We start from the raw sequence: 26,360 nt of genomic DNA on the forward strand, positions 1-26,360 counted from the left end.
CCCGTGAACCGGCGGTGCCCCGACCACCGAAAGGCGAACCCGTGGTCACCACACCCGTCGTGTCACCGCCGTCAGTGAAGACGCGAACACCTCGTCCCCCGTCCCCCCGCGCTCGGCGTACGGCGAGCAGCCGCCGGAGCACGGCCCCGTTCTGGCTCTTGACGCCGGCGGGCCTGATGATCCTGTTCGTCACCCTGCTGCCGATCGGCTTCCTCGTCTTCACGTCCTTCACGAACTACAACCAGCGGACGCTGTTCACGGGAGCCTTCGACTTCGTCGGTCTGGATCAGTACGCCGCGGTGCTGGCCGACCGGGAGTTCTGGCTGTCCCTCACGCGCACGATCGTCTTCACGGCGGCGCTCGTCGTGGGCAGTGTGGCGATCGGCGCGGGGATGTCGCATCTCATGACGCGCCTGCCCTCCGGCATCCGTTATCTCACCACCGTCGTGCTGATCCTGGCCTGGGCGATGCCGAACGTCGCCTCGTCGATCGTCTGGTCGTGGCTCTTCCAGCCGCAGTACGGCGTGATCAACTGGATGCTCACGCAGCTCGGCATCTTCGGCGACATGACCAGCAAGGACTGGTCGTCCGATCCGGTGCTCGCGTGGGTCTGCATCTGGCTGCTGGTCGTCTGGCAGGCCGTCCCCTTCATCGCGCTGACCCTGTACGCCGCCGAGACGCAGGTCGCGGTCGAGCTGAAGGAGGCCGCCCGACTCGACGGGGCATCCGAATGGCGCATCTATCGCGTCGTCGTGCTGCCCTCGATCGCACCGACGATCCTGCTCGTGACGATGCTCTCGATCATCTGGGACTTCAACGTCTTCAACCAGATCTGGCTCATCTCCGAGGGCGGGCCCGACGGCGCGACCTCGACACTCGGCGTCTTCACCTACACGACGGCGTTCTCCGGCAACCTGCAGATCGGTGCGGGGTCGGCGATCGCCGTGGCCTCGACCGTCATCCTCGCGGCGCTCAGCGCCGTGTACATCCGACACCTCGTGCGGTCGGGAGAGGACCTCTGATGACCACGACGACCACCGCCCCGGCTCCCGCGGCGACCACGACCACGACGACCGCCACGGGACGCCGGCGACGCCGACGCCGCACCCCCTGGGTCAGCAGCAGCATCGCGATCCTCTTCTGCATCGTGTGGGCGTTCCCGGTGTACTGGATGATCAACACCGCGTTCAAGCCGCGGTCGGAGATGCTCAGCAGCACGCCGCACTTCCTGCCCGAGTCGCCCACGCTCGACAACTTCTTCACGGCGATCGGCAAGGGCCAGTTCCACATCTATCTGCAGAACTCCGTGATCGTCGTCACCGGTGCGGTGGTGTTCGCGATCGTGCTCGGCCTGTTCGCGGCGGCCGCGCTGTCGCGGTTCCGGTTCCGCGGACGTCGGCCCATCCTGGTGCTCATCCTCATCGTCCAGATGCTGCCGGGCACAGCGCTGCTCATCCCGCAGTTCCTGATCTTCAACTCGATGGGACTCCTGGGAACCTATTGGGGCCTGATCCTCTCGTACGTCGCGAGCGTGCTCCCGTTCTCGATCTGGGTCATGCGCGGGTTCTTCCTCGCCATCCCGATCGAGCTCGACGAGGCCGCCCGCATCGACGGCGCCACGACGTGGCAGGTGCTCACCCGGGTGCTGTTCCCGCTCGTGATGCCCGGCATCATCTCGAGCAGCGTGTTCGCGTTCATCGCCGCCTGGAACGACTACATCGTCGCGTTCACGTTCATGAAGGATCAGGCGAACTACACGCTGCCGGTGTGGTTGAACTCCTTCACCGTCTCGGTCGGCGGCGAGATGGGCACGGACTACGGCGGGCAGATGGCCGCAGCGACGCTGTTCGCTCTCCCTGTCGTCGTCTTCTTCATGATCATCCAACGCAACCTGGTGACCGGCATGTCCGCCGGCGCCGTGAAGGGCTGACCGATGTCTGCGACGAACGGCCGCGATCGGCCGAAGACGAAGGCGGTCGTCATGACCACCGCAGCGACCCTGATGATCCTGGCGACGATCGGCGCCGGTGTGCAGCCGGCACTCGCCGCACCCTCCTCGGCGGGACCCGCGGCGGCCGCGGCTGCGGGGACCGTGGACTGGTACGTCGCGCCCGACGGAACGGTCGACTACGAGCACTCGGCGGCGCTGGCCTACGAGTTCCTCGACGACCGGGTCGACGAGTACTGCAGCGCAGACGGCATGTGTCTGCCGCGGAGCTACCAGGGCGGCTTCTTCACGACCCCTGACTGGGACTTCACGTCGTCGTTCCTGTACGACGACGCGCTGATCGTCATGGCCTATGCGGCGAGGGGGCTTCCCGACGACATCCGGCGGGCGCAGTCGATCGGCGACGCGCTGCTGTTCGTGCAGCAGAACGACCCGGACTTCTCCGACGGGCGCACCAGGGCGTCGTATCAGCCTGCGAGCCTCCGTGCCGGCGCTGTCGAGATCGGATCCTCGGCGTCGAACACCGGCAATCAGGCGTGGGTGGGGATGGCGCTCGTCCGTCTCTTCGACGTCACCGGCGAACGGAAGTACCTCGACGGAGCCCTGCGGCTGGCCGACTGGATCCAGCAGAACACGGCCGACACCGAGCGGGCGCCCTTCGGCTACACCGGCGGACAGGATGCCGACGGCAACCCGTTCACCTTCAAGTCGACCGAGCACAACATCGATGTCGCCGCTTTCTTCACGCAGATGTCTGCGCTCACCGGCGATGCGGTGTGGGCGGATCGGGCGGCCGTCGCCGCGGGCTTCGTCGCCGCGATGCAGACCGAGGACGGCCACCTGTGGACGGGGACCCATCCGGATGGCGTCTCGACGAACTACTACCCGATCCCCGAGGACCCTCAGACCTGGAGCTACCTCGCGACGCTCGACGACCGATATGCGTCCGCGCTGGCATGGACGGTCGAGAACCTGCACGCGACCGACGGTCCGTACGCGGGGCCGGCGTTCAGCAGCGCCGATGTGTCGAAGGTCTGGTTCGAGGGGTCGGGGCAGCTGGCTCTCGCTCTGCGCACCCGCGACTCCGCCGGCGACGCGGACTACACGCAGTCGATCCTCGCTTCGGCGGAACTCGCGCAGCGGCAGGCCGCGAACGGCGACGGCCGAGGGATCGTCGCGTCGTCGAGCGACGGACTCGACACCGGGTTCGGTGACCTCTACTACTCGAGCCTCCACACCGGAGCGACCGCGTGGTACCTCCTCGCGGTCACGGGGTACAACCCGTTCCGCCTCGAGGTGGACTCCGAGACGCCGACGGTCCCGAGCCCCGAGGGCGAGGGCGAAGGTGAAGGCGTCGCGCCGATCGCCGACGCATCCGACGATGTCCTGGCCGAGAGCGGTTCCGAGGCCCCGGTCGTCGCGATCGGCGTCGCCGGGTTCGCGCTCCTCGTCGGGGTGACCCTGCTGCGACGTCGTCATGCCGCGAGGTGATGCCGATCCCGGGGCGGGCGGGAGACAATGGGCTGTGGCCGATCTCCGCATCACGACCAAGGCGCTCCCCGAGCACAATCGCGTGCGCAATCGCGCGATGCTGCTGCAGACGCTGTTCCACGAGGGGCCGCGCAGTCGGGCGGACATCGCCCGCGGATCGGGGCTCAACAAGGTCACCGTCTCGACCATCGTCGGCGAGCTGATCGATCAGGGCATCCTCGTCGAGGCGGGGCATGCGGCGGAGGGCCGCGTTGGAAAGCCGGCCACGCTGGTCGCGCTCGACGACGACTCCCGCTCGATCATCAGCCTCGACCTCTCCGACGCGCAGTCGTTCCGGGGTGCGGTCATGAACCTGCGCGGGGAGGTGTCGCACGAACGCCGGGTCGATGCGCTCACCGAGCGCGGCGACGACGCGATCGCGCGCGTCATCGCGATGATCGAGGAGCTGCTCGCCGAGGCATCCGCTCCCGTCCTCGGGATCGGCGTCGGCAGCCCCGGCGTGGTCGACCGTGACGGCGTCGTGCGCTTCGCGCCCCATCTCGGCTGGTTCGGCGCTGACCTGCGTGGGGCTCTGAGTGAGCGCTTCGGCCTGCCGGTGCACATCGTCAACGACGCCAACGGCATGGCTCTCGCGGTGCATACCTTCCGCGAGAACGACGACGGCCGCAGCATCCTGATCCTGACCATCCAGCGTGGAGCGGGGGCGGGGCTGATCATCGGCGAGACGCTGATCGACGGCGTCGACTTCATGGCAGGCGAGATCGGCCACGTGGTGGTGGATCCGAAGCGCGACACCACGTGTCTGTGTGGGCGCCCCGGATGCCTCGACGCGATCGTCGCAGTACCGGCGCTGCGCGCGCGCCTCGACGCCGGTGAGAACCGCGACGACGTCATGGACGACGCGGCGGACGCGCTCGCCGCTGCCGTGGCTCCGATCATCTCGATGCTGGGTGCGACCCGCATCGTGCTCGTCGGCCCGGAGGACATCCTCGACGAGGCGTTCGCGCGGCGGGCCCAGCGGTGTTTGACCGACCGCACGCTTCCGTCGACGACCAGCACGATCGGCGTCGAGATCGGCTCGGACGGCGGACTGCTCGCGCTGCAGGGCCCCCTGGTCGCGGTGCTCTCGGCGGAACTGGGCATCTCGTGACGAACCGCGGCACCGAGAAGGCCCTGCCGGAGCACACCCGGCAGGTCAACCGCTCCCTGATCCTGCGCACGCTCTTCCGCAGTGATGCGATGAGTCGAGCGGACCTCGCCAGAGCGACCGGACTCACCAGGGTGAGCGTGTCGCGCATCGTCGATCACCTCGCGGCCGAGGGGGTCGTGCGCGAGAGCGGGCCGAGCCCCGAGGGGAGGGTCGGAAAACCGAGCACCCTCATCGCGTTGAACCCCGATTCCTATCACGTGGTCACACTCGACCTCTCGGCCTACGCGGAGCTGAGCGGGGCGATCATGAACCTCGACGGCGAGGTGGTGCATTCGACGAGCGTGCCCACCGACGGCGCTCGGGGCGCCGCGCTGGTCGACAAGGTCTGTGCGCTGGCCTCGGCGCTGGTCAAGCGGTCGACCGTGCGGGTCCTCGGGGTGGGCATCGGCTCTCCCGGTGTCGTCAATGGCGAGGGTGTCGTCCTCGAGGCCGTGGCCTTCGACTGGCATGGGCTCGATCTCGGTGCGGCGCTGTCGGCCGCGGTCTCCGTGCCCGTCCACATCGCGAACGACGCCAACGCCGCTGCTCTCGCCGCGCGCACCTACGGTCAGCCGGGCGTCGACAACCTGGCGCTCGTGCGGATCGGTCAGGGCATCGGCAGCGGCGTGATCGTGGGCGGTGCGCTCGTCACCGGCGACCGTTTCACTGCGGGCGAGATCGGCCACGTGCTCGTCGACGAGGGCGGCGAGGTGTGCCGATGCGGCCGACGCGGCTGCCTCGAGGTCGTGGCCGCGGTGCCCTACGTGCGTCGCCTGCTCGCGGAGCCCGACGCATCCGCCGACGAGATCCTGACTCGCGCAGGGCGGGCTCTCGGGCGTGTGCTCACCCCGGTCGTCGCCGCTCTCGGGCTCGAGCAGGTCGTGCTGTCCGGACCCCTCGACATCGTCGGCGGGGTCTTCCTCGACGAGACGCGCGCGGCGATCGAGCACGAGGCGCTGGCGATCGTGACCGACGACTTCGAGATCCGTGTGGCGGTGCGCGGCGACGACATCGTCCTGCTCGGCGGTACCGCGCTGGTGGTCGCCGAGGAGCTCGGCATCCGCTGATCGCGGCCCGTTGCGGATGCTCTCCGCAGACCGCCAGTGCTCTCGCTGTGCCGCAGCCTACGCGGCGATGCGGGCGACCGCGGCGACCGCGCTCGTGAAGAAGTCGAGCCCGTCGAGACCCGAGCGCATGGCGGCCGAGGTGTCGGGGCCGAAGCCGGCCTCGGTGGCATGCTCGGGGTGCGGCATGAGCCCCACGACGTTGCCCGCCTCGTTGGTGAGCCCGGCGATGTCGCGCAGCGACCCGTTGGGGTTGACCCCCGCATAGCGGAACGCCACGAGTCCCTCACCCTCGAGACGGTCGAGCGTCTCGTCGTCGGCGATGTAGCCGCCGTCGGCGTTCTTCAGCGGGATCGTGATCTCCTGGCCGGTGCGGAAGCGGTTCGTCCACGCCGTGTCGGAGTTCTCGACGATGAGCTTCTGATCGCGACGCACGAAGTGCTGGTGGTCGTTGCGGATCAACCCGCCCGGCAGCAGGTGCGCCTCGACCAGCATCTGGAAGCCGTTGCAGATGCCGAGGATCGGCATGCCCTTGGCGGCTGCGTCCTTGACCTCGCTCATGATCGGAGACAGGGCCGCGATCGCCCCGGCGCGCAGGTAGTCTCCGTAGCTGAAGCCACCCGGCAGCACGAGAGCATCGACGCCTTCGAGGTCGTGCGAGCCGTGCCAGAGGGCGACGGGCTCGGCACCGGCGATGCGGACGGCGCGCTGCGCGTCGCGGTCGTCGAGCGAGCCGGGGAAGGTGATGACGCCGATGCGTGTGGTCACTCGGCGACCTCGATGCCCACGACGTCTTCGATCACGGAGTTGGAGAGCACCTCGTCGGCGATGCGACGGGCCTCGGCGAGGATCTCGTCGGTGACCTCGCCCTCGACGGTGAGCTCGAAGCGCTTGCCGATGCGGACATCGGTGAAGCCCTCGACGCCCAGCCGGGAGAATGCGCCGGAGACGGCCTTCCCCTGCGGGTCGAGCAGTTCGGGCTTGGGCATGACGTCGACGACGATGGTGGGCATGAACGGCTCCGGAAGTCGCGGGCGGACGGGCGTGATCAGTCTACCGGCTCGCGGAAGGAGCCTCACGCGAGTGCGTGCAGCTCAGGCGTGGAAGACGGTGTGCAGGTCGCCGATGGCCTCGCGCCCGCCCAGCCCGTCGATCTCGAACAGCACGGAGATGCCGATGACGTGGCTGCCGAGGCGCTCGACGAGCTCGCGTCCGGCGGCGAGCGTGCCACCTGTGGCGAGCACATCGTCGATCAGCAGCACGCGCGACCCGGCGGGCAGGTCGTCGTGCATCTCGATGGTCGCGGTGCCGTACTCGAGGGAGTAGTCGACGGATGCCGCGGGGCGAGGCAGCTTGCCTGCTTTGCGGATCGGGATGAGGCCCACACCGGCGGCGATCGCGGCCGCTCCGGCGAGGATGAACCCGCGCGCCTCGATGCCGGCGACCACGTCGAACTGCCCCGCGAACGGCGCGATGATCGCGTCGGTGGTGGCCTTCAGTGCCTCGGCGTCGGCCAGCAGCGGCGTGATGTCGCGGAAGATGATTCCGGCCTCGGGGTAGTCCGGGACGCTGCGGATCAGCGATTCGGCGCGGACGAGGGCGGGGGAGAGTTCGGTGTCTGGCACCGGTCAAGGGTACGTCAACGTGGGGGCTTGACTCTATGGGAGCGCTCCCATAGAGTCTCTCATCAATGCATGGGAGCGCTCCCACAGAATGACCGCGGGAGCCCCCGCGCATCGCCCCGAAGCACCACCAGCACCACCACGCACGACCCACCACAAAGGAGTGAACTGTGAACACACGTGCCCGCAAGCGGATCCTGACGACAGCAGCCGTCGCATCCGTCTCCGCCCTGGCCCTCGCCGGCTGCGCCTCTTCCGACTCCGGAGACAGCGCAACCGGTGACGAGAAGGTCACGCTGACCGTCACCACGTTCGGCACCTTCGGCTACGACGACCTCTACGACGAATACGAGGAAGCGAACCCGAACGTCACGATCGAGGCGACCAACATCGACACCGGCGGCAACGCCCGCACCGACGCCTTCACGAAGATCGCCGCAGGCTCGGGCCTGAGCGATGTCGTCGCGATCGAGGAGGGCTGGCTCGGCGCCATCATGGACGTCTCCGACACCTTCGTCGACCTGCGCGACCACGGCATCGAAGACCGCAAGGCCGATTGGGTCGACTGGAAGTACGGACAGGCGACGGATGCCGAGGGCCGCGTGATCGGCTACGGCACCGACATCGGCCCGAGCGGTATCTGCTACAACGGCGCCGCGTTCGAAGCGGCCGGTCTGCCCAGCGACCGCGAGTCGGTCGCAGAGCTGCTCGACGGCGACTGGGAGAACTACTTCGCGGTCGGCGCCGACTACACGGCGAAGACCGGTAAGGCCTGGTACGACCACTCCGGATTCGTCTGGAACGCCATGGTCAACCAGCTCGATGAGGGCTACTACACCACCGACGGCGAACTGAACGTCGAGGACAACGCCGAACTCAAAGAGCGCTTCGAACTGCTCGGCACCGCGACCGAAGGCGGTCAATCCGCCGCTCAGACGGCGTGGGACTGGAACGGCGGCAAGTCGTTCGTCGACGGCACCTTCGCGACGTTCGTCTGCCCCGGCTGGATGCTCGGCGTCGTGCAGGGTCAGGTCGAGGCCGGAGGCGGCGACGCTGCGACCGGCTGGGACTTCGCCGACGTGTTCCCCGGCGGAGCAGCCAACTGGGGTGGTGCGTTCCTGTCGATCCCCGAGAGCTCCGCGCACAAGGAAGCGGCGGCCGACCTGGCCGACTGGCTGACGCAGCCCGAGCAGCAGGTCAAGCAGTCCGCAGCCGCGGGCAACTTCCCCTCCACCGTCGAGGCGCAGGAGACGCTCGCCTCGGACGCGACGCCGAACGCGTTCTTCAACGACGCACCCACCGGCGCCATCCTCGCCGAGCGTGCGAAGGGCGTCGTCGCGCAGTTCAAGGGCGCCGACGACTCGGTGATCCAGGAGAACGTCTTCGGTCCGGCCCTCAGCGGCCTCGACCGCGGCGAGACCGACACCCAGGGCGCTTGGGATGCCGCGGTCAAGCTCCTGAACGAGCTGGTCGACTGACCCAGACCGCATCCGTTCCGGTCGCAGTTCGTGCCGCGTCGCCTTCACTGGGGCGGCACGAACTGCGACCGGAGCATCACGGAAGCCCGGACCAGGACCAAGGAAGAGCCATGACCCTCACGCATGAGCGCTCAGAGACGACGACCGCGTCGTCGAAGAACGCGAAGACCCCGAAGACGGATGCCGCCGGCAGGCGTCCCTGGCGGCACCGCCTCTCACGGTTCGACCAGAACGCCTCCCCGTACTTCTACATCTCGCCGTTCTTCCTGCTGTTCGGGTTGGTCGGACTCTTCCCGCTGCTCTACACGGTGTGGGTGGCCGTGCACGAGTGGGACCTGCTCAAGGGACAGGGCGAGTTCATCGGCGCCGGGAACTTCGTCGAGATCCTCGGCGACGCGATGTTCTGGAACTCGATCTTCAACACCCTGAGCATCTTCCTGCTGTCCGCCATCCCGCAGCTCGCGGTCGCCCTGGTGATCGCCTATCTGCTCGACCGCGGCCTTCGGGCCCCCACCTTCTGGCGCATGAGCATCCTCATCCCGTTCGTGGTCACGCCCGTCGCGGTCGCCATCATCTTCTCGAGCATCTTCAACGAGGCCGACGGTCTCGCCAACAACCTGCTGAACCTGATCGGCATCGCCGATCAGGAGTGGAAGCACGACACCGCGCTCTCGCACCTGGCGATCGCCGTGATGGTCAACTTCCGCTGGACCGGCTACAACGCCCTCATCCTGCTCGCCGCGATGCAGGCCGTGCCGCGAGACCTCTACGAGTCCGCCGCGATCGACGGTGCGGGAGCGGCCCGTCGCTTCTTCTCGATCACGATCCCCACGATCCGCCCGACGCTGATCTTCGTGATCATCACCGCGACGATCGGCGGTCTGCAGATCTTCGCCGAGCCCCGCCTGTTCGACGTCTCGACCGCGGGCGGCATCGGCGGAAGCGATCGCCAGTTCCAGACGACCGTGCTGTTCCTGTGGGAGCTCGCCTTCTTCCGTCGAGACCTCGGCGAAGCATCCGCCGTCGCGATCCTGCTGTTCCTGCTCATCGTCGGCATAGGAGTCATCAACTTCCTCATCTCGAGGAGGATCTCGACCGGAGATGCCCCGAAGAACCGCGCCGCGCGTCGGCGCGCACGCACCGCCTCGACCGCGGCCGCGTCGGCCGTCGCCGCCGGCACGACGATCGCCACCACGACCGAGGAGAACGCGCGATGACCGCCACCCAGGCGCTGAGCGTCCCCGAGAAGATCCGCCGCCGTCGCGGCGCCGTCGGCGGCAACGCCGGAATCGGCAGCCGCCCTGGCTTCCTCACCTACGGCCTGCTCGCCGCCTTCATCATCGGCAGCGTCTACCCGCTGTGGTGGTCGGTCGTCGTGGCGAGCGGCACCAACGCCACCCGTGGCGAGACCCTGCCGCTCATCCCCGGTGGCAACTTCTTCACGAACGCCGCCAAGGTGTTCGATGCGATCCCGTTCTGGCTGGCGCTGGGGAACTCGTTCCTTATCTCGGGCATCATCACGATCTCGGTCGTGACGTTCTCGACCCTCGCGGGGTACGCGTTCGCCAAGCTGCGCTTCAAGGGCCGCGACGGACTGATGATCTTCGTGATCGCGACCATGGCGATCCCGACGCAGCTGGGCATCATCCCGTTGTTCATGCTCATGCGCGAGCTCGGCTGGACGGGATCGATCGGCGCGGTCATCGTGCCGACCCTGGTCACCGCATTCGGGGTCTTCTTCATGCGGCAGTATCTCGTCGACGTGATCCCCGACGAGCTGATCGAGGCGGCGCGCATGGACGGCGCGAATCAGTTCCGCACGTTCCTCACCGTCGGCCTCCCGGCGGCTCGGCCAGCGATGGCGATCCTCGGGCTCTTCACCTTCATGACCGCGTGGACCGACTACCTGTGGCCGTTGATCGTGCTCTCCCCGCAGAACCCGACTCTGCAGACGGCGCTCAGCCAGCTGCAGTCCGGCTACTACATCGACTACTCGATCGTGCTCGCCGGCGCGGTGCTCGCCACCCTTCCCCTGCTCATCCTGTTCGTCGTGGCAGGGCGTCAGCTGGTCAGTGGCATCATGGCCGGCGCGGTGAAAGGATGACCCCTATGACCCGTGCCTTCCCCGAGAACTTCCTGTTCGGCGCCGCGACAGCGGCGTACCAGATCGAGGGGGCCGCTTTCGAAGACGGGCGCACCGCGTCGATCTGGGACGCCTTCAGCCGCGAGCCCGGTGCGGTGATCGGCGGCGACAACGGCGACGTGGCGTGCGACCACTATCACCGATACCCGCAGGACGTCGCGCTCATGAAAGAGCTCGGTCTGCAGACCTACCGTTTCTCGACCTCGTGGTCGCGGGTGCGTCCTGACGGCGGAGCGGTCAACGCGAAGGGCGTCGACTTCTACGAGCGCCTCGTCGACGAGCTGCTCGCCAACGACATCCTGCCGTGGCTGACCCTGTATCACTGGGACATGCCACAGGCGCTGCAGGCGACCGGCGGCTGGACCAACCGCGACACGGTCGGTCGCTTCCTCGAGTACGCGGGCACGATGCACGACGCGCTGGGCGACCGCGTGAACGTGTGGACGACTCTGAACGAGCCGTGGTGCTCGTCGTTCCTCTCGTACACCGGGGGCGAGCACGCTCCCGGGCACACGAGCGTCGCCGAGGGGCTGCTCTCGGCGCACCACCTGCTGCTCGCTCACGGCGAGACGGTGCGCGAGCTGCGCGGTCGGGATGCGCGCCTCAATCTCGGCATCACTTTGAACCACACCGTCGCAGACCCGGCGGATCCGGCGAACCCCGCCGACGTCGACGCAGCTCGCCGCGTCGACGGACAGTTCAACCGCTGGTTCCTCGACCCGATCTACCGCGGCGTGTACCCGGACGACATCATCAGGGACATCAGGGCGGTGGATGCCGACGCGGTGGCGCGGTTCGTCGATGCCGTGCACGACGGCGACCTCGAGACGATCTCGCAGCGCATCGACACCCAGGGCGTGAACTACTACCACGGCGACTTCGTATCGGGCACGGCGCCGGCTGAGCTGCCCGTCAGCGGCGGGCCGTCGACCGGGCGGGCCGCCCGCAGTCCCTACCCGTCGAGCGACGGCATCTACGCGGTCGAGCGCGGACTGCCCCGCACAGCGCAGAACTGGGAGGTGCAGCCCGAGGGTCTCACCCGCCTGCTGCAGCGCGTGTGGACCGAGTACGCCGAGCCCGCGGGCACCGTGCTCTACATGACCGAGAACGGCGCCGCCTACGACGACGTCGCGGTCGTCGAAGACGGAGAGACCCGCGTGCACGACGCCGACCGCACCGAGTTCCTGCGGCTGCACCTCGCGGCCGTGCTCGACGCAGTGGATGACGGAGTCGATGTGCGCGGCTTCTTCTACTGGTCGATGCTCGACAACTTCGAATGGGCGTGGGGCTACGACAAGCGCTTCGGCATCGTGCGCGTCGACTACGACACCCAGGAGCGGAGTCTGAAGGACTCCGGTCGGGAGTACGCTCGCATCATCGCCGCCCGCGCTCTCTGACGCCGGGCGGCGGCAGTCGAGAGCATCCGGCGTCGCAGCCGGACAGAGGGGAGAGCCGTGTCGTCACGAGCGACCATCGAAGAGGTGGCATCGGCCGCAGGGGTGTCGAGATCGACGGTGTCGCGCGTCGTCAACGGCTCGACGGCGGTGAGCCCTGAGGCTCTCGAGTCGGTGAAGCGCGCCATCGAGCAGCTGAGCTACGTGCCCAACCGCGCGGCTCGCTCACTCGCCTCGAGGCAGACGCACGCGATCGCACTGATCGTGCCCGAAGACACCACGCGCTTCTTCGGCGACCCGTTCTTCGCGTCGATCGTCGCGGGCATCACGGGGGCGCTCCGAGGCTCGGACTACCTGCTCAACCTGCTCATCGCGAGCGACGACCCCGGCGACAAGATGACGAGCTTCGTGCGCAACGGCGGTGTCGACGGTGCGCTCATCGTGTCGCATCACACCAGCGATGCGTTCATCGACCGGGTCGCCGACGCCGTGCCCGTGGTCTGGGGCGGACGACCCGTGCGGATCCGCGAGGGCGACTACGTGGTCGACGTCGACAACGTCGCCGGAGCCCGCACGGCCACACAGCATCTGATCGAAACGGGCCGCACACGCATCGCGACGATCTCGGGCCCCATCACGATGGTCTCGTCGGTCGACCGCGTGCAGGGGTTCCGCGGCGCGCTGGCCGATGCCGGGCTCTCGCCGTTCGCCGAAGAGGCGGGTGACTACAGCGAGGCCAGCGGAGCGGATGCCGCCCGCCGCATCCTCGCCGAGGGGCGCCCAGACGCGATCTTCGTCGCCAGCGATCTCATGGCCCGCGGTGCTCTCACCGCGCTCCGCTCCGCCGGCATCCGTGTCCCCGAAGACGTCGCTCTCGTCGGGTTCGACGATTCGTCGGTCGCGCTGAGCACCGAACCACAGCTGACGACTATGCGCCAGCCCATGTACGCGCAGGGAGAGGCGATGGCAGGAGTGCTGCTCTCGCGTCTCGCCGGGCGCGACCCCGCGCACACGACGATCCTGCCCACCGAGCTGGTGGTGCGCGCCTCGTCGTAGCGGCCAGGCGGCGGCTCAGGCCAGCGCGACGGCCGAACACGGATGCGGACCATACGCCCCTCCAGGTCGATCCGCATCCGTGGGTCTTCGGGCGCTCAGCCGATCCGATACTGGTGCCGACGGGGGGATCGCTGATCGACGGCGATGGATGATTGCCACGGCAGTGTCGCCCACGGGCCGTGACGCTTGGCGCTCGTTGCTGCCGCGAAGTCGGCGCAGACGTCGCCGTACTTCTCGAACGAGTCCTCGTCGAGGGTGCCGTCGCTCCAGTGCATGACGCGTCCCGCGATGTAGCTCAGGCCGAAGTCGGCCCACGACACGAATGACGGCCGCGCGTCGACGCTGATCCGGTGGATGATGCGGCGCGCCTCGGCGACGTCGGCGTGCCCGAGCGCCACACCCCAGGTCGACATGGCCGCGGCCTGGCCGAGTGCGTACGCGTCGAGGGTGCGGACGTACAGGTCGGGCGTCACGACCTCTTTGCCGACTCGCTTGCGCACCTCCCGCTCGATGTGCTCGATGCCGCGGGCGAACGGTCGCGCGTCGTGCTCATCTCCGCCCTCGGCAGCGATCGCGGCGAGCCACTCGTTCGCCGTCGGCACGCGCCCGAGTGCTGTGTGCAGGTCGTTGCGGACGGAGAGGTGGAGCATCCAGGCACGCCGTCGTCGTCGCACCGTGGTCAGGTGTTCGATCATGCCGAGCCAGTCCGCGCGGTCGTGGATGCCCCACTGCTCGGCGAGCAGCGCCTTCTCGTCGACTCCGACGCCGGGGGCCGTCGGGTCGTTCCATGCACCGGACGGCAGGCTGCTGATCTGCAGCAGGCCCAGCGCGATCTCGTTCGCCTCGGTGTCGGTGGTGGAGAAGAGCTCGGAGGCCGCCAGCCTCTGGGGCCGCGCGAACCATCCTGTGGTGCTCATCACACTCCTGAGGGTGAGGGCTGGGGTCATTCATAGCTTGAACGGCTATTCAATGGCTAATATATAGCGTCCGTGGGAGAAATCGAAGTCGTCCGATGCTGGGGAGCGGGACACGAATGGCACGTTCAGACGAACACAACCGGGCCGCGCGGGAACGTGCGAGGGAAGTGATCCTCGAGTCCGCCATCACGTTGTTCGCCCAGCGCGGTGTGTCAGGCGCGAGCGTCGCTGAGATCACCCGGCGTGCCGGGGTCGCTCAGGGGCTGGTCAGCTATCATTTCGGCGGCAAGGAGCAGCTCGTCGCGGCGGTGATCGAGCGTTGGTACGAGGCGCTCTTCGCGTTCCCTCAGGTCGAGGGTTCTGCTGATGCCCGTCTCGCGGGGATCATCGACGGTGCGCTCGCGTCCGCCGGCTTCGCGCTGCCGTTGCAGCGGGCGGTCTTCGCGATGCAGCAGCAACCCGGCACGCACCGCATGTTCGCCGAGGCGGAGACACGGTTCGCAGAGCAGGCGATCGCGTCGGAGAACGCTGTGCGCGCGATCTTCCGCGAGAGAGGGGCCGCGGATCCTCCGCTCGAGGAGATCATGCTGCGCACCACCCTCGAGGGCGTCTTCATGAAGTACGCCGTCTATGGCGACACCTACCCGCTCGAAGACGCGCGACGCTGGGTGCGCCGCCTCTACGGTCTGCCCGAGCCCGAGGCGCCGCTTCCGCTCACGCTCGCCCCGCGCGATCCGGACGCGAGGACGAGGGCCACCGGGGCTCTGCGCGACGAGGAATGATCGCGCCGCGGTAGCCCTCGTCTACCGCTGGCCGTGTCAGCCCAGCTGCATCCGGGCGAATGCACCGAGCACGACGCGCTCCGACTGCACGAGGTAGCGCTCGAGCTCGGCCGCACCTTCCTGTGCACCTCGCGTGAGGAAGGTGTCGAGCACGGCGCGGTTCTTGCGCACGAACGGCTCGTGGAGCGAGCGGGGGTCATCGATCTTCAGGAACGCCAGCCTCAGCTCTGCCGCCAGGTCGCGATAGGTGCGGGCCAGGCGGGGGCTGTCGGCGAGATCGACCAGGGCGACGTGGAACGCCATGTTCGCGCTGCCCACCGCGCGCCAGGTCTCACTGTCGTCGAGGAGTGCGTTCTCGGCGGCTGCCTCGGCGGCGCGCACCGCCTGCTGCATGCGCTGCACCGAGGGGTGCTCGGGCTCGGAGTGCAGGAGCGCCGTGCATTCGATGACCCGGCGTGCGCGGTAGATGTCGATGACGTCGGCGATCGACGGCGAGGCGACAGAGACGCCTCGGTGCGGCACATGCTCGAGCAGTCCCTGCTCGGAGAGAGCCCGGAACGCCTCGCGCAGCGTGTTCCGTGCGACGCCGAAGCGCTCGGCGATGGCCGACTCCGACAGTCGTGAACCGGGGGCGAAGGCTCCGTCGATGATCTGCTGACGGAGCGCATCGGCGAGCATGCCCTGCTGGTTCATGCCTTCATCGTAGGCGGCAGAGCTGGCGGATCGTTCGAGGACGGAACCGCCGCAACATGCGAATGCAACTCTTTCGTAGCACAGGCGAAACAAAGTTGTTGAACAATAACGTTCGTTCCGTTCTACACTGGGTGTCACTCGACACCCACCAACGACGATGGGAAATCCCCCGCAATGTCAGAGAACACCGCACCCCCGCTGTCCGCAGAAGACGAGGTCCGCCTCGCCGGAGCCAAGAGACGCGCAGGCCGCAGCGCCGTGATCGGCGCGATCTTCCTGATGGCCACCAGCGCCATCGGCCCCGGATTCATCACGCAGACGGCCACGTTCACCGCGACGATGGGAGCCGCCTTCGCGTTCGCGATCCTCGTCTCGATCCTCGTCGACATCGCGGTGCAGCTGAACGTGTGGCGCATGATCACCTCCTCGGGCAAACGCGCCGGAGAGCTCGCCAACAGCGCCATCCCCTACTCCGGCCACCTGATCGCCGTGCTCGTCGTCATCGGCGGTCTGGCCTTCAACATCGGCAACATCGCGGGTGGCGGACTGGGCATGAACGCCCTGCTCGGCATCGATCCCAAGCTCGGCGGCGCACTCACCGCGGCCCTCGCGATCATCATCTTCCTCATCAAGAAGGCCGGCCCGGTGATGGACATCGTGCTGGTCGTGCTCGGCCTGGGCATGATCGTGATGACCGTGATCGTCGCCGTGATCGCCCAACCGCCGATCGGCGAGGCCCTGCGACAGACGTTCGTGCCTGATGAGCTCAACTTCGCCACCATCACCACGATCGTCGGGGGAACGGTCGGCGGATACATCACGTACTCGGGTGCCCACCGCTACCTCGACTCCGGTCACACCGGCCCGGAGAGGGCCGGCCCGGTGATGCGCGCCGCGGCGAACGGCATCCTCGTCACCGGCGTCATGCGCTACGTGCTGTTCCTCGCGATCCTCGGAGTGGTCGCCTCGGGCGTCTCGCTCGACCTGTCGAGCCAGGCCGCGAACCCCGCAGGACAGGCCTTCGGTGCCGTGCTCGGCGATGCGGGGCTGCGCCTCTTCGGCGCGATCTTCTGGGCCGCGGCCATCAGCTCGGTGATCGGAGCGGCATACACGTCGGCCACCTTCCTCTCGACCTTCACGAAGAAGCTCAGGGGCGGCTGGCCGCTGCAGCTGGCCACCGTCGCGTTCATCGTGGTGTCGCTGATCGTCTACCTGTCGATCGGCACGGCGCCGGCGGCGATCCTCGTCTTCGTCGGCGGGTTCAACGGGCTCATCCTGCCCATCGGCCTCACGGTCTTCATGTACATCGGCTGGTTCCGTCGTGACCTGCTCGGCACGAAGAAGTACCCGATGTGGTTGCTCATCGCCGGCACGGTCGTCACGCTGCTCACCTGGTACATGGGCATCGTCTCGGTCGGCCCCATCTTCGCCTTCCTCGGAACCGGAGCGTGACCCCATGGCATCCATCGACCTGAACTCCGACCTCGGCGAGAACGTCCCCGACCGCATCGTCAGCGACGACGAGAGCATGCTCCGACTCGTGACGAGCGCGAACGTGTCGTGCGGCTTCCACGCCGGCAGCCCGGAGGGCATCCGCGAGACCCTCGTGAGTGCCGTGGCGGGAGGCGTCGTGATCGGCGCGCACCCCGGCTACCGCGACTACGAGAACTTCGGTCGCACGAAGGTCGAGATCGACTCGGCCACGCTGCAGGCCCACGTCGAGTACCAGCTCGGGGCGCTGATCGGTCTCGCCGCCGCAGTCGGCGGCAGGGTCGCCTACGTCAAGCCGCACGGAGCGCTGTACAACACGATCGCGCGCGACGAACGGCAGTCGAAGGACGTGGTGGCGGCCATCCGCGCGATCGATCCGAGCCTCGTGCTGCTGGGCCTGGCCGGAGGAGTCGTGCTCGACGTCGCCGAACGGGCGGGGCTCCGGACAGCGGCAGAGGCGTTCGCCGATCGGGCGTATCAGCCCGACGGCCAGCTCGTCTCGCGCACTGAGCCGGGGTCAGTGCTGCACGATCCCGCCGTCGTCGCCGAGCGCATGGTGCGCCTGGCCGGCGAGGGAGTGATCCGCGCGGTCGACGGCACCGACGTGCCCGTCAGCGCGCAGTCGATCTGCGTGCACGGAGACAGTCCTGGTTCGGTGGCCATGGCGGCCGAGACCAAGCGGATGCTGCAGGACGCCGGCATCACGATCGCGCCGTTCGCGGGCGTCTGACATGACAGTTCTCTCGACCGCCCTCCAGCTCGCCGATGCACGGATCACCGGTGCCGCCAGCTGATGCGCATCCTCACCGCATCCGATCACGCGCTTCTCGTCGAGGCGGCCGACCTCGACGAGGCCATGCGCCTGAACCTCGCCTGGAGCGAAGTCGACGGCGTCGTCGAGCGCATCCCCGGCGCGCGCACCGTGCTCGTGCGCTTCGACCCGCTCGTCATCTCGGCCGCCGACCTGGCCGACGTGCTCGCAGCGACCGAGATCGACACCGCCCACCTGCCCGCCACCGGCGAGGTCACGGTGCCGGTGCGATACGACGGCGAGGACCTCGGCGAGGCGGCATCCCTGCTGGGCGTGTCGGCGGCAGAACTCGTGAATCGCCACCTCGCTGCCGACTGGAACGTCGCGTTCTCGGGCTTCGCTCCCGGTTTCGGCTACGTGGTGAGCAGCGATCCGCTGTTCGACGTGCCGCGCCGCTCGTCGCCCCGCACCCGGGTACCCGCGGGGTCTGTGGCGCTCGCCGGACAGTTCACCGGGGTCTACCCGCGTGAGAGTCCGGGCGGATGGCAGCTCATCGGACGCACGGATGCCCTGATGTGGGACATCGACCGCGACCCGCCAGCGCTGCTGTCGCCGGGCACCACCGTGCGGTTCGAGAGCGTGCGTGAGCAGGTCGTGATGTCGGAGGACGCAGACGATCGCGCCGACGCTCGGCGTGTCACCGATCGACACGCCGCCGCAGGCGCGCCGGATCCGGGTTCTCCCGCACAGGTCGCGATCGCGACCCAGATCGAGATCGGGACCCAGGTCGAGATCGTGCGTCCGTCGCTGCAGCTCCTGGTGCAGGATGCCGGTCGCCCCGGTTTCGCGGCGCTCGGCGTCTCGGCGTCAGGAGTCGCCGATCGTCGCGCGATGCACGAGGCGAACCGTGCGGTGGGCAATGCGCCCGGCGCCGCTGTGCTCGAGAGCGTCGGGGGTGTGGTGCTGCGCTTCCGCGGTGCGGGGGTCGCCGCTGTCGCGGGTGCGGTCGGCTCTCTCGAACTGATAGATGCCGGCGGCGTGGCTCGTCGGCCCGCGCACGGCGTGCCCTTCGCGACCGTCGACGGCGACGAGCTCACCCTCGGACACCCCGCCAGCGGGCTGCGCTATGTCATCGCCGTCCGCGGCGGTGTCGCCGCAGAACCAGCGCTGCACAGCCACGCGAGCGACACCCTCGCCGGTCTCGGACCGGCTCCGCTGGCCGCGGGCGACGTGCTGCGTGTGGGCGACTCGGCACCGCATCCCGTCGAACCCGAAACCGTGCCGAGGACGCTCCCTGCTCCCGGTGACCTCGTCGAGCTCGAGGTCACCCTCGGTCCGCGTGACGACTGGTTCACGCCCGCAGCCCTCGCGGGCCTCACCGGCCAGGAGTGGACCGTGACGCCGCGCTCGGATCGGGTCGGCATCAGACTCGATGGCGCCGTGCCGCTGAAGCGGTCGATCGGCGGAGAATTGCCCAGCGAAGGGGCGGTGACCGGCGCGATCCAGGTGCCTCCGGACGGCCAGCCCGTGCTGTTCCTGCCCGATCACCCGCTCACCGGCGGATATCCGATCATCGGTGCCCTCACCGATCGCAGCCTCGACCTCGCCGGCCAGCTGCCGCCCGGAGTGCGAGTTCGTTTCATCGTCAAGGAGACCTCATGACCAAGGTGCTGATCGCGAACCGTGGAGAGATCGCGGTGCGCGTCATCCGTGCCTGCGCCGAAGCCGGGTACACGTCGATCGCGGTCTACGCCGACCAGGATGCCGATGCCCTGCACGTGCGACTCGCCGACGAGGCGCTGGGCCTCGGGGGAGACACGGCTGCCACGACCTACCTCTCCATCGATGCGCTGCTCGACGCGGCGCGGAGGAGCGGGGCGGATGCCGTGCACCCCGGATACGGATTCCTCTCGGAGAGCGCGGAGTTCGCTCGAGTCGTCGAGGGTGCCGGCCTCATCTGGATCGGACCCTCGCCCGACAGCATCGACGCTCTCGGCGACAAGATGACCGCTCGCCGGATCGCACAGCGCGTCGGAGCACCGTTGGCGGCAGGCACCGATCAGCCGCTGGCCGGCCCCGCAGAGGCCGTGGCCTTCGCTGAGCAGCACGGACTGCCGATCGCCATCAAGGCGGCATTCGGCGGTGGCGGACGAGGCCTGAAGGTGGTGCGGGAGCTCTCCGAGGTCGCCGAGGCCTTCGATGCCGCGACCCGTGAGGCCGTCGCCGCGTTCGGCCGCGGAGAGTGCTTCGTCGAGCGGTTCCTCGAGAGCCCGCGTCACATCGAGGTGCAGGTGCTCGGCGACGGGCTCGGCGGCATCGTGGTGGTCGGCGACCGCGACTGCTCGATGCAGCGACGCAACCAGAAGCTCATCGAGGAGGCGCCGGCGCCGGGGTTGTCGAACGATCAGCGCGCGCGGTTCCACGATGCGGCCAGGGCGATCTGCGCCGAGGTGCAGTACCGCGGTGCGGGAACCGTGGAGTTCCTCCTCGCCGCAGACGGCACGATCTCGTTCCTCGAAGTGAACACGCGTCTGCAGGTGGAGCACCCCGTCACCGAGGCGGTCACCGGCACCGATCTGGTGCGGGAGCAGTTCCGCATCGCCTTCGGAGAGGGCATCTCGTTCACCGAGACCCCGACGCCGACAGGGCACGCCATCGAGTTCCGCATCAACGCGGAAGACCCGGGACGTGGCTTCCTGCCGAGCCCCGGCCATGTCACATCGCTGCGTATCCCGGGCGGCCCAGGAGTGCGATGGGACAGCGGGATCGAAGCGGGCGACGTCGTACAGCCTGCTTTCGACTCGATGATCGCGAAGCTCATCGTGCACGCCGACAGCCGTGATGCGGCGCTCGCGCGGGCTCGACGGGCGCTGCGCGAACTCGAGGTGGAGGGCCCGGCGACCGTCATCCCGTTCGATCTGCTCGCGCTCGATGACGAGGCCTTCGCCACCGAGACCTTCGCGGTGCACACGCAGTGGATAGAGCGCACGTTGCTGCCGCGCCTGGAGCCGCAGCTGCGGCCCGCCCCCGCTCCGGATGCCGATCTCGAGCGCTTCCCCGTCGAGATCGACGGACGCCGCGTCGTGCTCGGGCTGCCGGTCGGTCTGCTCGCCGGTCTCGGTGGTCTCGGTGGTCTCAGCGGTCTGGGCGGTCTGGGCGGTATGGCCGGTCCGGCGGCTGCTGCGGGCGCGCCGGCGGCATCCGATCCGACCGAGCTGCGCTCGCCGGCGCCGGGCACGCTCGTGCGCTGGCTCGCCGACGACGGTGCGAGCGTCGCGGAGGGCGATCCGGTGGCCGTGCTCGACGCGATGAAGATGGAGACCACGGTCGCAGCTCATCGTGCCGGCATCCTGTCGCACCGGGTCGAGCTCTCTCAGTCGATCGCGCCCGACGCGGTTCTCGCCGTCATCGCCTGAGCCCCGCCCGCCACCGAACGCGAAGATCCCGGATGCCGCAGCGGCAGCATCCGGGATCTTCGCGTTCGTGAGTGGTGCGTGACTAGGCGGGGTCGCCGCCCAGCGGACCAACGGCCTCGAGAGGCCTCGGGTCGTCGGCTCCGGTCTTGCGCGCGCGGGCGATCGCGTTGCCCACGTGATAGATCAGCAGTGCCGCGACCGTGCCGAGCACGATGCCGCCGAACGCGAAGTCACCGAGCTGCATCGAGAAGCCGGCGATGCCGATCACGAGCGACACAGCTGCGGTGTACTGGTTGACCGGGCGCGAGAAGTCGACCCTGCTGTCGACCCAGATCTTGATGCCGATGATGCCGATCAGACCGTAGAGCGCGGTCGTCGCACCGCCGAGCACGCCGGCGGGGATCGAGTTGAAGACCTCGCCGACCTTCGGCGAGAAAGCGAGCAGGATCGCGAAGAGACCGGCGACCCAGTAGACCGCGGTCGAGTAGACGCGGGTCGCGGCCATGACGCCGATGTTCTCGCCATAGGTCGTGGTGCCGGATCCGCCGAAGCCGCCGGCGATGGTCGTGGCGACGCCGTCGGCGATCAGGGCGCGACCTGTGTGCTTGTTGATGGCGGGGTCTTCGGTCATCGTCGCGACGCCGCGCACGTGGCCGACGTTCTCGGCGACGAGCACCAGCACCACGGGGAGGAACATCGCGATGGTCGACCAGGTGCCGGGGGCGATGAAGTCGGGGAGCTGGAACTCGGGCAGGCCGACCCAGGGCGCGTCGGCGATGAGCTCTGCAGGGGTCTTGCCGCCGCGCAGCGCGTTCGGCACGTCGAAAGAGCCGGTGAAGGCCGCGTAGATGAAGCCCACCGCGACGCCGAGGAAGATCGAGATGCGTCCGAGGAACCCGCGGAACAGCACCGCGAACAGGATGATCGCGACGAGCGTGATGGTCGCCGTGACCGGGTCGAGCTGGAAGTTGTTCCATGCGGTCGGGGCGAGGTTGAAGCCGATCAGGGCGACGATCGCTCCGGCGACCACCGGAGGCATGAGGGCGTCGACCCAGCGGAGGCCGGCGAACTGCACGACCAGGCCGACGACGGTCAACAGGATGCCGACGGCGACCACGCCCGCGAGTGCCGAGCCTGTGCCGCCGGCGGCGACCGCGGCGGTGATCGGCGCGATGAAGGCGAACGATGAGCCGAGGTAGCTGGGCAGCTGGTTCTTGGTGATCAGCAGGAAGATCAGGGTGCCGAGACCGCTGAAGAGCAGCGTCGTCGAGACGGGGAAGCCTGTCAGCGTCGGCACGAGGAACGTGGCACCGAACATCGCGACGACGTGCTGGGCGCCGATCGCGATCGTGGCCGGCCAGTTCAGGCGCTCTTCGGGCTTGACGACGGCGCCGGGCTCGACTGTGCGGCCGTTTCCGTGGGTCTTCCACAGGGGCATGCGGGCTCCTCAGGATCGGGGGAGGGAGGGAGGGAGGGAGGGGAGTGGGAGTGGGAGTGCTGGAGCAACACTACCGATTCCTGAGTGTTCCCTGGGTGCCGTGGGGTGCTTCCTCGGGCGGACTTCTGCGCCTCGGGAGGAGAATTCTCGAGGATCTCTCCTCCCCAGGCGCAGTTCTCCTCCCCAGGCGTCTGGGGGCGTGGGAGCCCGGGAGCGGGGGAGCCGGGAGCGGGGGAGCCGGGAGCGGGACTCAGGCCCCGAGGCGCTCGATCAGCTCGCGATAGCGGGCGGCGGTGCGCTCGACGATGTCCTCGGGAAGCGTCGGCGGTTCGCCCTGCTTGTCCCAGTTCGAGGCCAGCCAGTCGCGCACGATCTGCTTGTCGAAGCTCGCCATGCGTTCGCTCGGGGTCGAACCGGTGCGCCAGGCCTCGGCATCCCAGTACCGCGACGAGTCGCTCGTGAGCACCTCGTCGGCCAGGTGCAGGGAGCCGTCGCCATCCGTGCCGAACTCGAACTTGGTGTCGGCGAGGATCAGGCCCTTCTCCTCGGCGATCGCCGCCGCACGGGTGTAGAGCGAGAGCGAGACGTCGCGCAACTCGGCCGCTCGCTCGGCGCCGACGAGCTCGACGGTCTGCTCGAAGGTGATGTTCTCGTCGTGCTCGCCCATCGGCGCCTTGTAGGCCGGGGTGAACAGCGGCTCGGGAAGCCGGTCGCCGTTCTGCAGGCCGGCAGGCAGCGGGATGCCGCACACGGTGCCGCTCTCGGTGTACTCGGCCCAGCCGGATCCGGTGATGTAGCCGCGCACGACGCACTCGACGGGCAGCATCTCGAGCGACTGCGCGAGCATGGCGCGGTCTGCGACGCTTGCGGGGATATCGCCCTCGGCGAGGTGGTTCGGAACGTCGCCGAGCTGGCTGAACCACCAGCGGCTGAGACGCGTGAGCAGTGCGCCCTTCTGGGGGATGCCCGGCGACAGCACGAAGTCGAAGGCGCTCACGCGGTCGGAGGCGACCACGAGGATGCGGGTGTCGGCGGCGTCATCCGAGGCGTACAGGTCGCGGACCTTGCCCGAGTAGATGTGGCGCCAGCCGGGGATGGTCTGCGCGTTGCTGTCCGAAGGTGTGCTCACCCGCCCATTATCCCGGTTCGCCCCAGCAGCGCGAACGCGCTCGATACGTTGCCGATTCTTGCTGGAGGAGCCTATAGTCCACCTGGACTATTTGAGGTGGAGCACATGTCGGAGCACCTGATGGAGCGACTGACCCCGATGGGGGTGATGATCCTCGCGCTGTTGCGCGAGGGCGACATGCACCCTTACGAGATGGTGCGCCTGATGCGCGCTCGCCGCGATGAGCGACTGCTCACCATCACGAATGGCACGCTCTATCACACGGTCGCCCGGCTCCAGCGAGCCGGGCTCATCGATGAGGTGGGCATCGACCGGGAGGGCAATCGACCCGAGCGCACCACCTACACGCTCGCGGATGCCGGAACAGACGCCTTGGTCGACTGGCTGCTGCGGGAGCTCTCGGTCATCGACCGGCCGGCCGAGTTCCGCATCGCCCTGGCCGAGGCGCACAACCTCGAGCGCGGTGACGTCATCGAGTGTCTCCGCTCCCGCCGCTCCGCGCTCGCCGAAGCCCACGCGCTGCACCGTGACGGACTGATCGGCGCTCGCCGAACGGGCGCGCCCGAGCAGGTGCTCGTCGAGTTCGAGCGCCAGGAGGTGCTGCTCGACGCCGAGCTGCGCTGGCTCGACTCGCTCCTCGAACGTCTCGAAGCCGAGGCATTCCCCTGGGGACCGACGAGCTTCGAGAACACCGACCGCTACCTCGCTCAGCGAAAGGCTGCACAGCAATGACCGACTCTCCCTCGACCGGAGGCCAGCCCACGGCATCCGCGTCATCCGGTCCCTCGACCGGCACCTTCGCCGCAGGGCACCGACCCGCGAGCCCCTGGCCCGCGCTCTGGGCGCTCGTGATCGGCTTCTTCATGATCCTGGTCGACACCACGATCGTCTCGGTCGCGAACCCGGCGATCAAGGCCGCCCTCGATCCGACCACCAACAACCTCGACAATGTGGTGTGGGTGACGAGCGCCTACCTGCTCGCGTACGCCGTGCCGCTGCTGATCACCGGACGCCTCGGCGACCGCTTCGGCCCGAAGAACATCTACCTCATCGGCCTCGCCATCTTCACTCTCGCGTCGCTCTGGTGCGGGCTGTCGAACTCGCTCGAGATGCTGATCGCCGCTCGCGCGGTGCAGGGGTTGGGCGCCGCCTTCATGACACCGCAGACCATGGCGGTCATCACACGCACGTTCCCGCCCGAGCGCCGAGGCGCGGCCATGGGCCTGTGGGGTGCCACCGCCGGTGTCGCGACTCTCGTCGGACCGCTCGTGGGCGGCCTGCTCGTCGACGGCTTCGGCTGGGAGTGGATCTTCTTCGTGAACATCCCCGTCGGCATCGTCGCGTTCGTGCTCGCCTGGCGCCTCGTGCCCAAGCTGCAGACGAGTCCGCATCGCTTCGACATCCTCGGCGTCATCCTGAGCGCGGTCGCGCTGTTCCTCATCGTCTTCGGTCTTCAGGAAGGCGAGAAGTTCGACTGGGGTGTGATCTGGGGGCCGATCTCGGTCTGGAGCCTGATCATCACCGGCCTCGTCGTGCTCGCCCTGTTCATCGTGCAGCAGGCGCGCACGCGCAGCGAGGCCCTGGTGCCGCTCGCGCTGTTCCGCGACCGCAACTTCTCGGGTGCCAACGTCGCGATCGCCGCCGTCGGGTTCACGGTGACGAGCATGTCGCTGCCGATGATGTTCTTCCTGCAGACCGCGCGGGGGCTCACCCCGACCGAGGCCGCGCTGCTGCTGATCCCGATGGCCGTGCTGTCGGGTGTGCTGGCCCCGTTCGCCGGCAAGCTGCTCGACCGCATCGACCCGCGGATCATCCTCATCCCGGGTCTGCTCTGCGTGGTCGTCGCGCTCGTCTGGTATTCGGCCCTGATCAACATGGACACCGAGATCTGGATGTTCCTGCTGCCCTCGGCGCTCATGGGCGTCGGCAACGCGGGCATGTGGGGGCCGCTCGCGACCACCGCGACCCGCAAGCTTCCGCCGCGTCAGGCCGGTGCGGGCGCGGGCATCTACAACACGACCCGCACCATCGGATCGGTCATCGGGTCGGCATCCATCGCCGCGTTCATGCAGTCGCGTCTCGAGGCGAACCTGCCGGGTCTCGCCGACGCTCCCGCGGGGATCGAAGGCGGAGGATCACTCCCGCCGCAGGTCGCCGAGGGCTTCGCCGCGGGCATGTCGCAGGCGATCCTGCTGCCGGCGTGCGTGATGGTCATAGCCCTCGTGGCGTCGCTCTTCCTCGGTCGCTACGACAAGGCGGATGCTGCGGCATCCGCGCCCGCGGAGGCACCCGCTCCCGCCGCCTGACCGACCCCTGACATCGAGCCGGGTCTTCTGCACCATCGTGCGGATGGCCCGG

24 protein-coding genes are annotated in these 26,360 nt (G+C 68.7%); 17 read left to right on the plus strand and 7 right to left on the minus strand.

The window, feature by feature from the left end:
- Positions 1 to 176 precede the first annotated feature (176 nt).
- Genes ACIOU8_RS10520 through ACIOU8_RS10540 form a run of 5 tightly spaced genes read left to right on the plus strand, consistent with a single transcriptional unit; the run spans position 177 to position 5,695 of the window.
- Positions 177 to 1,022 (plus strand): sugar ABC transporter permease, encoded by an 846-nt coding sequence (locus tag ACIOU8_RS10520; RefSeq protein WP_341956301.1) that lies wholly within the window; start codon positions 177 to 179, stop codon positions 1,020 to 1,022.
- On the plus strand, positions 1,022 to 1,930 hold the full coding sequence (locus tag ACIOU8_RS10525; protein WP_210096808.1) for a carbohydrate ABC transporter permease: 909 nt from the start codon (positions 1,022 to 1,024) through the stop codon (positions 1,928 to 1,930). Before ACIOU8_RS10520 ends, ACIOU8_RS10525 begins: the two co-directional genes overlap by 1 nt.
- A 51-nt stretch (positions 1,931 to 1,981) precedes the next feature.
- The gene (locus ACIOU8_RS10530) at positions 1,982 to 3,439 is read left to right on the plus strand and encodes a hypothetical protein (protein WP_400788949.1); all 1,458 of its coding nucleotides are present in this window, start codon (positions 1,982 to 1,984) and stop codon (positions 3,437 to 3,439) included.
- Positions 3,440 to 3,473: 34 nt separating this feature from the next.
- Positions 3,474 to 4,589, plus strand: a complete 1,116-nt coding sequence (locus ACIOU8_RS10535; protein WP_400788951.1) for an ROK family protein — start codon at positions 3,474 to 3,476, stop codon at positions 4,587 to 4,589.
- Complete coding sequence (locus ACIOU8_RS10540) at positions 4,586 to 5,695, plus strand: ROK family protein (RefSeq protein ID WP_400788953.1); 1,110 nt, start codon at positions 4,586 to 4,588, stop codon at positions 5,693 to 5,695. Before ACIOU8_RS10535 ends, ACIOU8_RS10540 begins: the two co-directional genes overlap by 4 nt.
- Before the next feature lie 57 nt (positions 5,696 to 5,752).
- Here the strand turns inward: ACIOU8_RS10540 and purQ are convergent, their stop codons facing one another.
- The 3 genes from purQ to ACIOU8_RS10555 all read right to left on the minus strand — a co-directional run bounded on the left by purQ (position 5,753) and on the right by ACIOU8_RS10555 (position 7,317).
- Entirely contained in the window at positions 5,753 to 6,460 is a 708-nt protein-coding gene (purQ, locus tag ACIOU8_RS10545) for a phosphoribosylformylglycinamidine synthase subunit PurQ (RefSeq protein WP_400788956.1), read from the minus strand.
- Positions 6,457 to 6,705 carry a phosphoribosylformylglycinamidine synthase subunit PurS gene (gene purS, locus ACIOU8_RS10550; protein WP_079112131.1) on the minus strand — a complete coding sequence of 83 codons (249 nt, stop codon included), beginning with the start codon at positions 6,703 to 6,705 and terminating at the stop codon, positions 6,457 to 6,459. The genes purQ and purS overlap by 4 nt, the downstream gene beginning before the upstream one ends.
- An 81-nt stretch (positions 6,706 to 6,786) precedes the next feature.
- Positions 6,787 to 7,317 (minus strand): adenine phosphoribosyltransferase, encoded by a 531-nt coding sequence (locus tag ACIOU8_RS10555; RefSeq protein ID WP_400788960.1) that lies wholly within the window; start codon positions 7,315 to 7,317, stop codon positions 6,787 to 6,789.
- Between the two features lie 167 nt (positions 7,318 to 7,484).
- Between ACIOU8_RS10555 and ACIOU8_RS10560 the strand changes: the two genes are divergently transcribed.
- The 5 genes from ACIOU8_RS10560 (at position 7,485) to ACIOU8_RS10580 (ending at position 13,385) form a co-directional block, all read left to right on the plus strand.
- A complete protein-coding gene (locus ACIOU8_RS10560; RefSeq protein WP_400788962.1) occupies positions 7,485 to 8,792 on the plus strand; it encodes an ABC transporter substrate-binding protein in 1,308 nt (435 codons plus the stop codon).
- 110 nt (positions 8,793 to 8,902) lie between these two features.
- Positions 8,903 to 10,009: a carbohydrate ABC transporter permease gene (locus ACIOU8_RS10565; protein WP_400788965.1), complete on the plus strand. Its 1,107-nt coding sequence runs from the start codon at positions 8,903 to 8,905 to the stop codon at positions 10,007 to 10,009.
- The gene (locus ACIOU8_RS10570) at positions 10,006 to 10,896 is read left to right on the plus strand and encodes a carbohydrate ABC transporter permease (RefSeq protein WP_400788967.1); all 891 of its coding nucleotides are present in this window, start codon (positions 10,006 to 10,008) and stop codon (positions 10,894 to 10,896) included. The genes ACIOU8_RS10565 and ACIOU8_RS10570 overlap by 4 nt, the downstream gene beginning before the upstream one ends.
- Before the next feature lie 5 nt (positions 10,897 to 10,901).
- Positions 10,902 to 12,332 (plus strand): GH1 family beta-glucosidase, encoded by a 1,431-nt coding sequence (locus ACIOU8_RS10575; RefSeq protein WP_400788969.1) that lies wholly within the window; start codon positions 10,902 to 10,904, stop codon positions 12,330 to 12,332.
- A gap of 57 nt (positions 12,333 to 12,389) precedes the next feature.
- The gene (locus ACIOU8_RS10580) at positions 12,390 to 13,385 is read left to right on the plus strand and encodes a LacI family DNA-binding transcriptional regulator (protein ID WP_400788971.1); all 996 of its coding nucleotides are present in this window, start codon (positions 12,390 to 12,392) and stop codon (positions 13,383 to 13,385) included.
- Between the two features lie 95 nt (positions 13,386 to 13,480).
- Here the strand turns inward: ACIOU8_RS10580 and ACIOU8_RS10585 are convergent, their stop codons facing one another.
- Complete coding sequence (locus ACIOU8_RS10585; RefSeq protein ID WP_400788973.1) at positions 13,481 to 14,302, minus strand: DUF1266 domain-containing protein; 822 nt, start codon at positions 14,300 to 14,302, stop codon at positions 13,481 to 13,483.
- Between the two features lie 167 nt (positions 14,303 to 14,469).
- On the opposite strand from ACIOU8_RS10585, the gene ACIOU8_RS10590 reads away from it, so the two are divergent.
- Positions 14,470 to 15,084 carry a TetR/AcrR family transcriptional regulator gene (locus tag ACIOU8_RS10590; RefSeq protein ID WP_400788976.1) on the plus strand — a complete coding sequence of 205 codons (615 nt, stop codon included), beginning with the start codon at positions 14,470 to 14,472 and terminating at the stop codon, positions 15,082 to 15,084.
- A 36-nt stretch (positions 15,085 to 15,120) separates the two neighbouring features.
- On the opposite strand, the gene ACIOU8_RS10595 is transcribed toward ACIOU8_RS10590, so the two are convergent.
- Positions 15,121 to 15,777 carry a GntR family transcriptional regulator gene (locus ACIOU8_RS10595; protein ID WP_400788979.1) on the minus strand — a complete coding sequence of 219 codons (657 nt, stop codon included), beginning with the start codon at positions 15,775 to 15,777 and terminating at the stop codon, positions 15,121 to 15,123.
- 174 nt (positions 15,778 to 15,951) lie between these two features.
- On the opposite strand from ACIOU8_RS10595, the gene ACIOU8_RS10600 reads away from it, so the two are divergent.
- The 4 genes from ACIOU8_RS10600 (at position 15,952) to ACIOU8_RS10615 (ending at position 21,435) form a co-directional block, all read left to right on the plus strand.
- The gene (locus tag ACIOU8_RS10600; protein WP_400788981.1) at positions 15,952 to 17,229 is read left to right on the plus strand and encodes an NRAMP family divalent metal transporter; all 1,278 of its coding nucleotides are present in this window, start codon (positions 15,952 to 15,954) and stop codon (positions 17,227 to 17,229) included.
- Positions 17,230 to 17,233: 4 nt separating this feature from the next.
- On the plus strand, positions 17,234 to 17,998 hold the full coding sequence (locus tag ACIOU8_RS10605; protein WP_400788984.1) for a LamB/YcsF family protein: 765 nt from the start codon (positions 17,234 to 17,236) through the stop codon (positions 17,996 to 17,998).
- Positions 17,999 to 18,061: 63 nt separating this feature from the next.
- A complete protein-coding gene (locus ACIOU8_RS10610) occupies positions 18,062 to 19,681 on the plus strand; it encodes a carboxyltransferase domain-containing protein (RefSeq protein WP_400788986.1) in 1,620 nt (539 codons plus the stop codon).
- Entirely contained in the window at positions 19,678 to 21,435 is a 1,758-nt protein-coding gene (locus ACIOU8_RS10615) for an acetyl/propionyl/methylcrotonyl-CoA carboxylase subunit alpha (protein ID WP_400788988.1), read from the plus strand. Before ACIOU8_RS10610 ends, ACIOU8_RS10615 begins: the two co-directional genes overlap by 4 nt.
- Positions 21,436 to 21,517: 82 nt before the next feature.
- Here the strand turns inward: ACIOU8_RS10615 and ACIOU8_RS10620 are convergent, their stop codons facing one another.
- Together ACIOU8_RS10620 and ACIOU8_RS10625 are read right to left on the minus strand one after the other, a co-directional pair.
- Entirely contained in the window at positions 21,518 to 22,873 is a 1,356-nt protein-coding gene (locus ACIOU8_RS10620) for a uracil-xanthine permease family protein (RefSeq protein WP_400788991.1), read from the minus strand.
- A 250-nt stretch (positions 22,874 to 23,123) separates the two neighbouring features.
- Positions 23,124 to 24,002, minus strand: a complete 879-nt coding sequence (locus ACIOU8_RS10625) for a phosphoribosylaminoimidazolesuccinocarboxamide synthase (RefSeq protein WP_400788993.1) — start codon at positions 24,000 to 24,002, stop codon at positions 23,124 to 23,126.
- A 105-nt stretch (positions 24,003 to 24,107) separates the two neighbouring features.
- Between ACIOU8_RS10625 and ACIOU8_RS10630 the strand changes: the two genes are divergently transcribed.
- Both ACIOU8_RS10630 and ACIOU8_RS10635 read left to right on the plus strand, forming a co-directional pair.
- Positions 24,108 to 24,734, plus strand: a complete 627-nt coding sequence (locus tag ACIOU8_RS10630; RefSeq protein ID WP_400788995.1) for a PadR family transcriptional regulator — start codon at positions 24,108 to 24,110, stop codon at positions 24,732 to 24,734.
- Positions 24,731 to 26,308, plus strand: a complete 1,578-nt coding sequence (locus ACIOU8_RS10635) for a DHA2 family efflux MFS transporter permease subunit (RefSeq protein WP_400788998.1) — start codon at positions 24,731 to 24,733, stop codon at positions 26,306 to 26,308. Before ACIOU8_RS10630 ends, ACIOU8_RS10635 begins: the two co-directional genes overlap by 4 nt.
- The last annotated feature ends 52 nt before the right edge of the window (positions 26,309 to 26,360 follow it).

The organism is Microbacterium sp. NPDC087589 (genome assembly GCF_044743635.1).
Classification (GTDB): domain Bacteria; phylum Actinomycetota; class Actinomycetes; order Actinomycetales; family Microbacteriaceae; genus Microbacterium.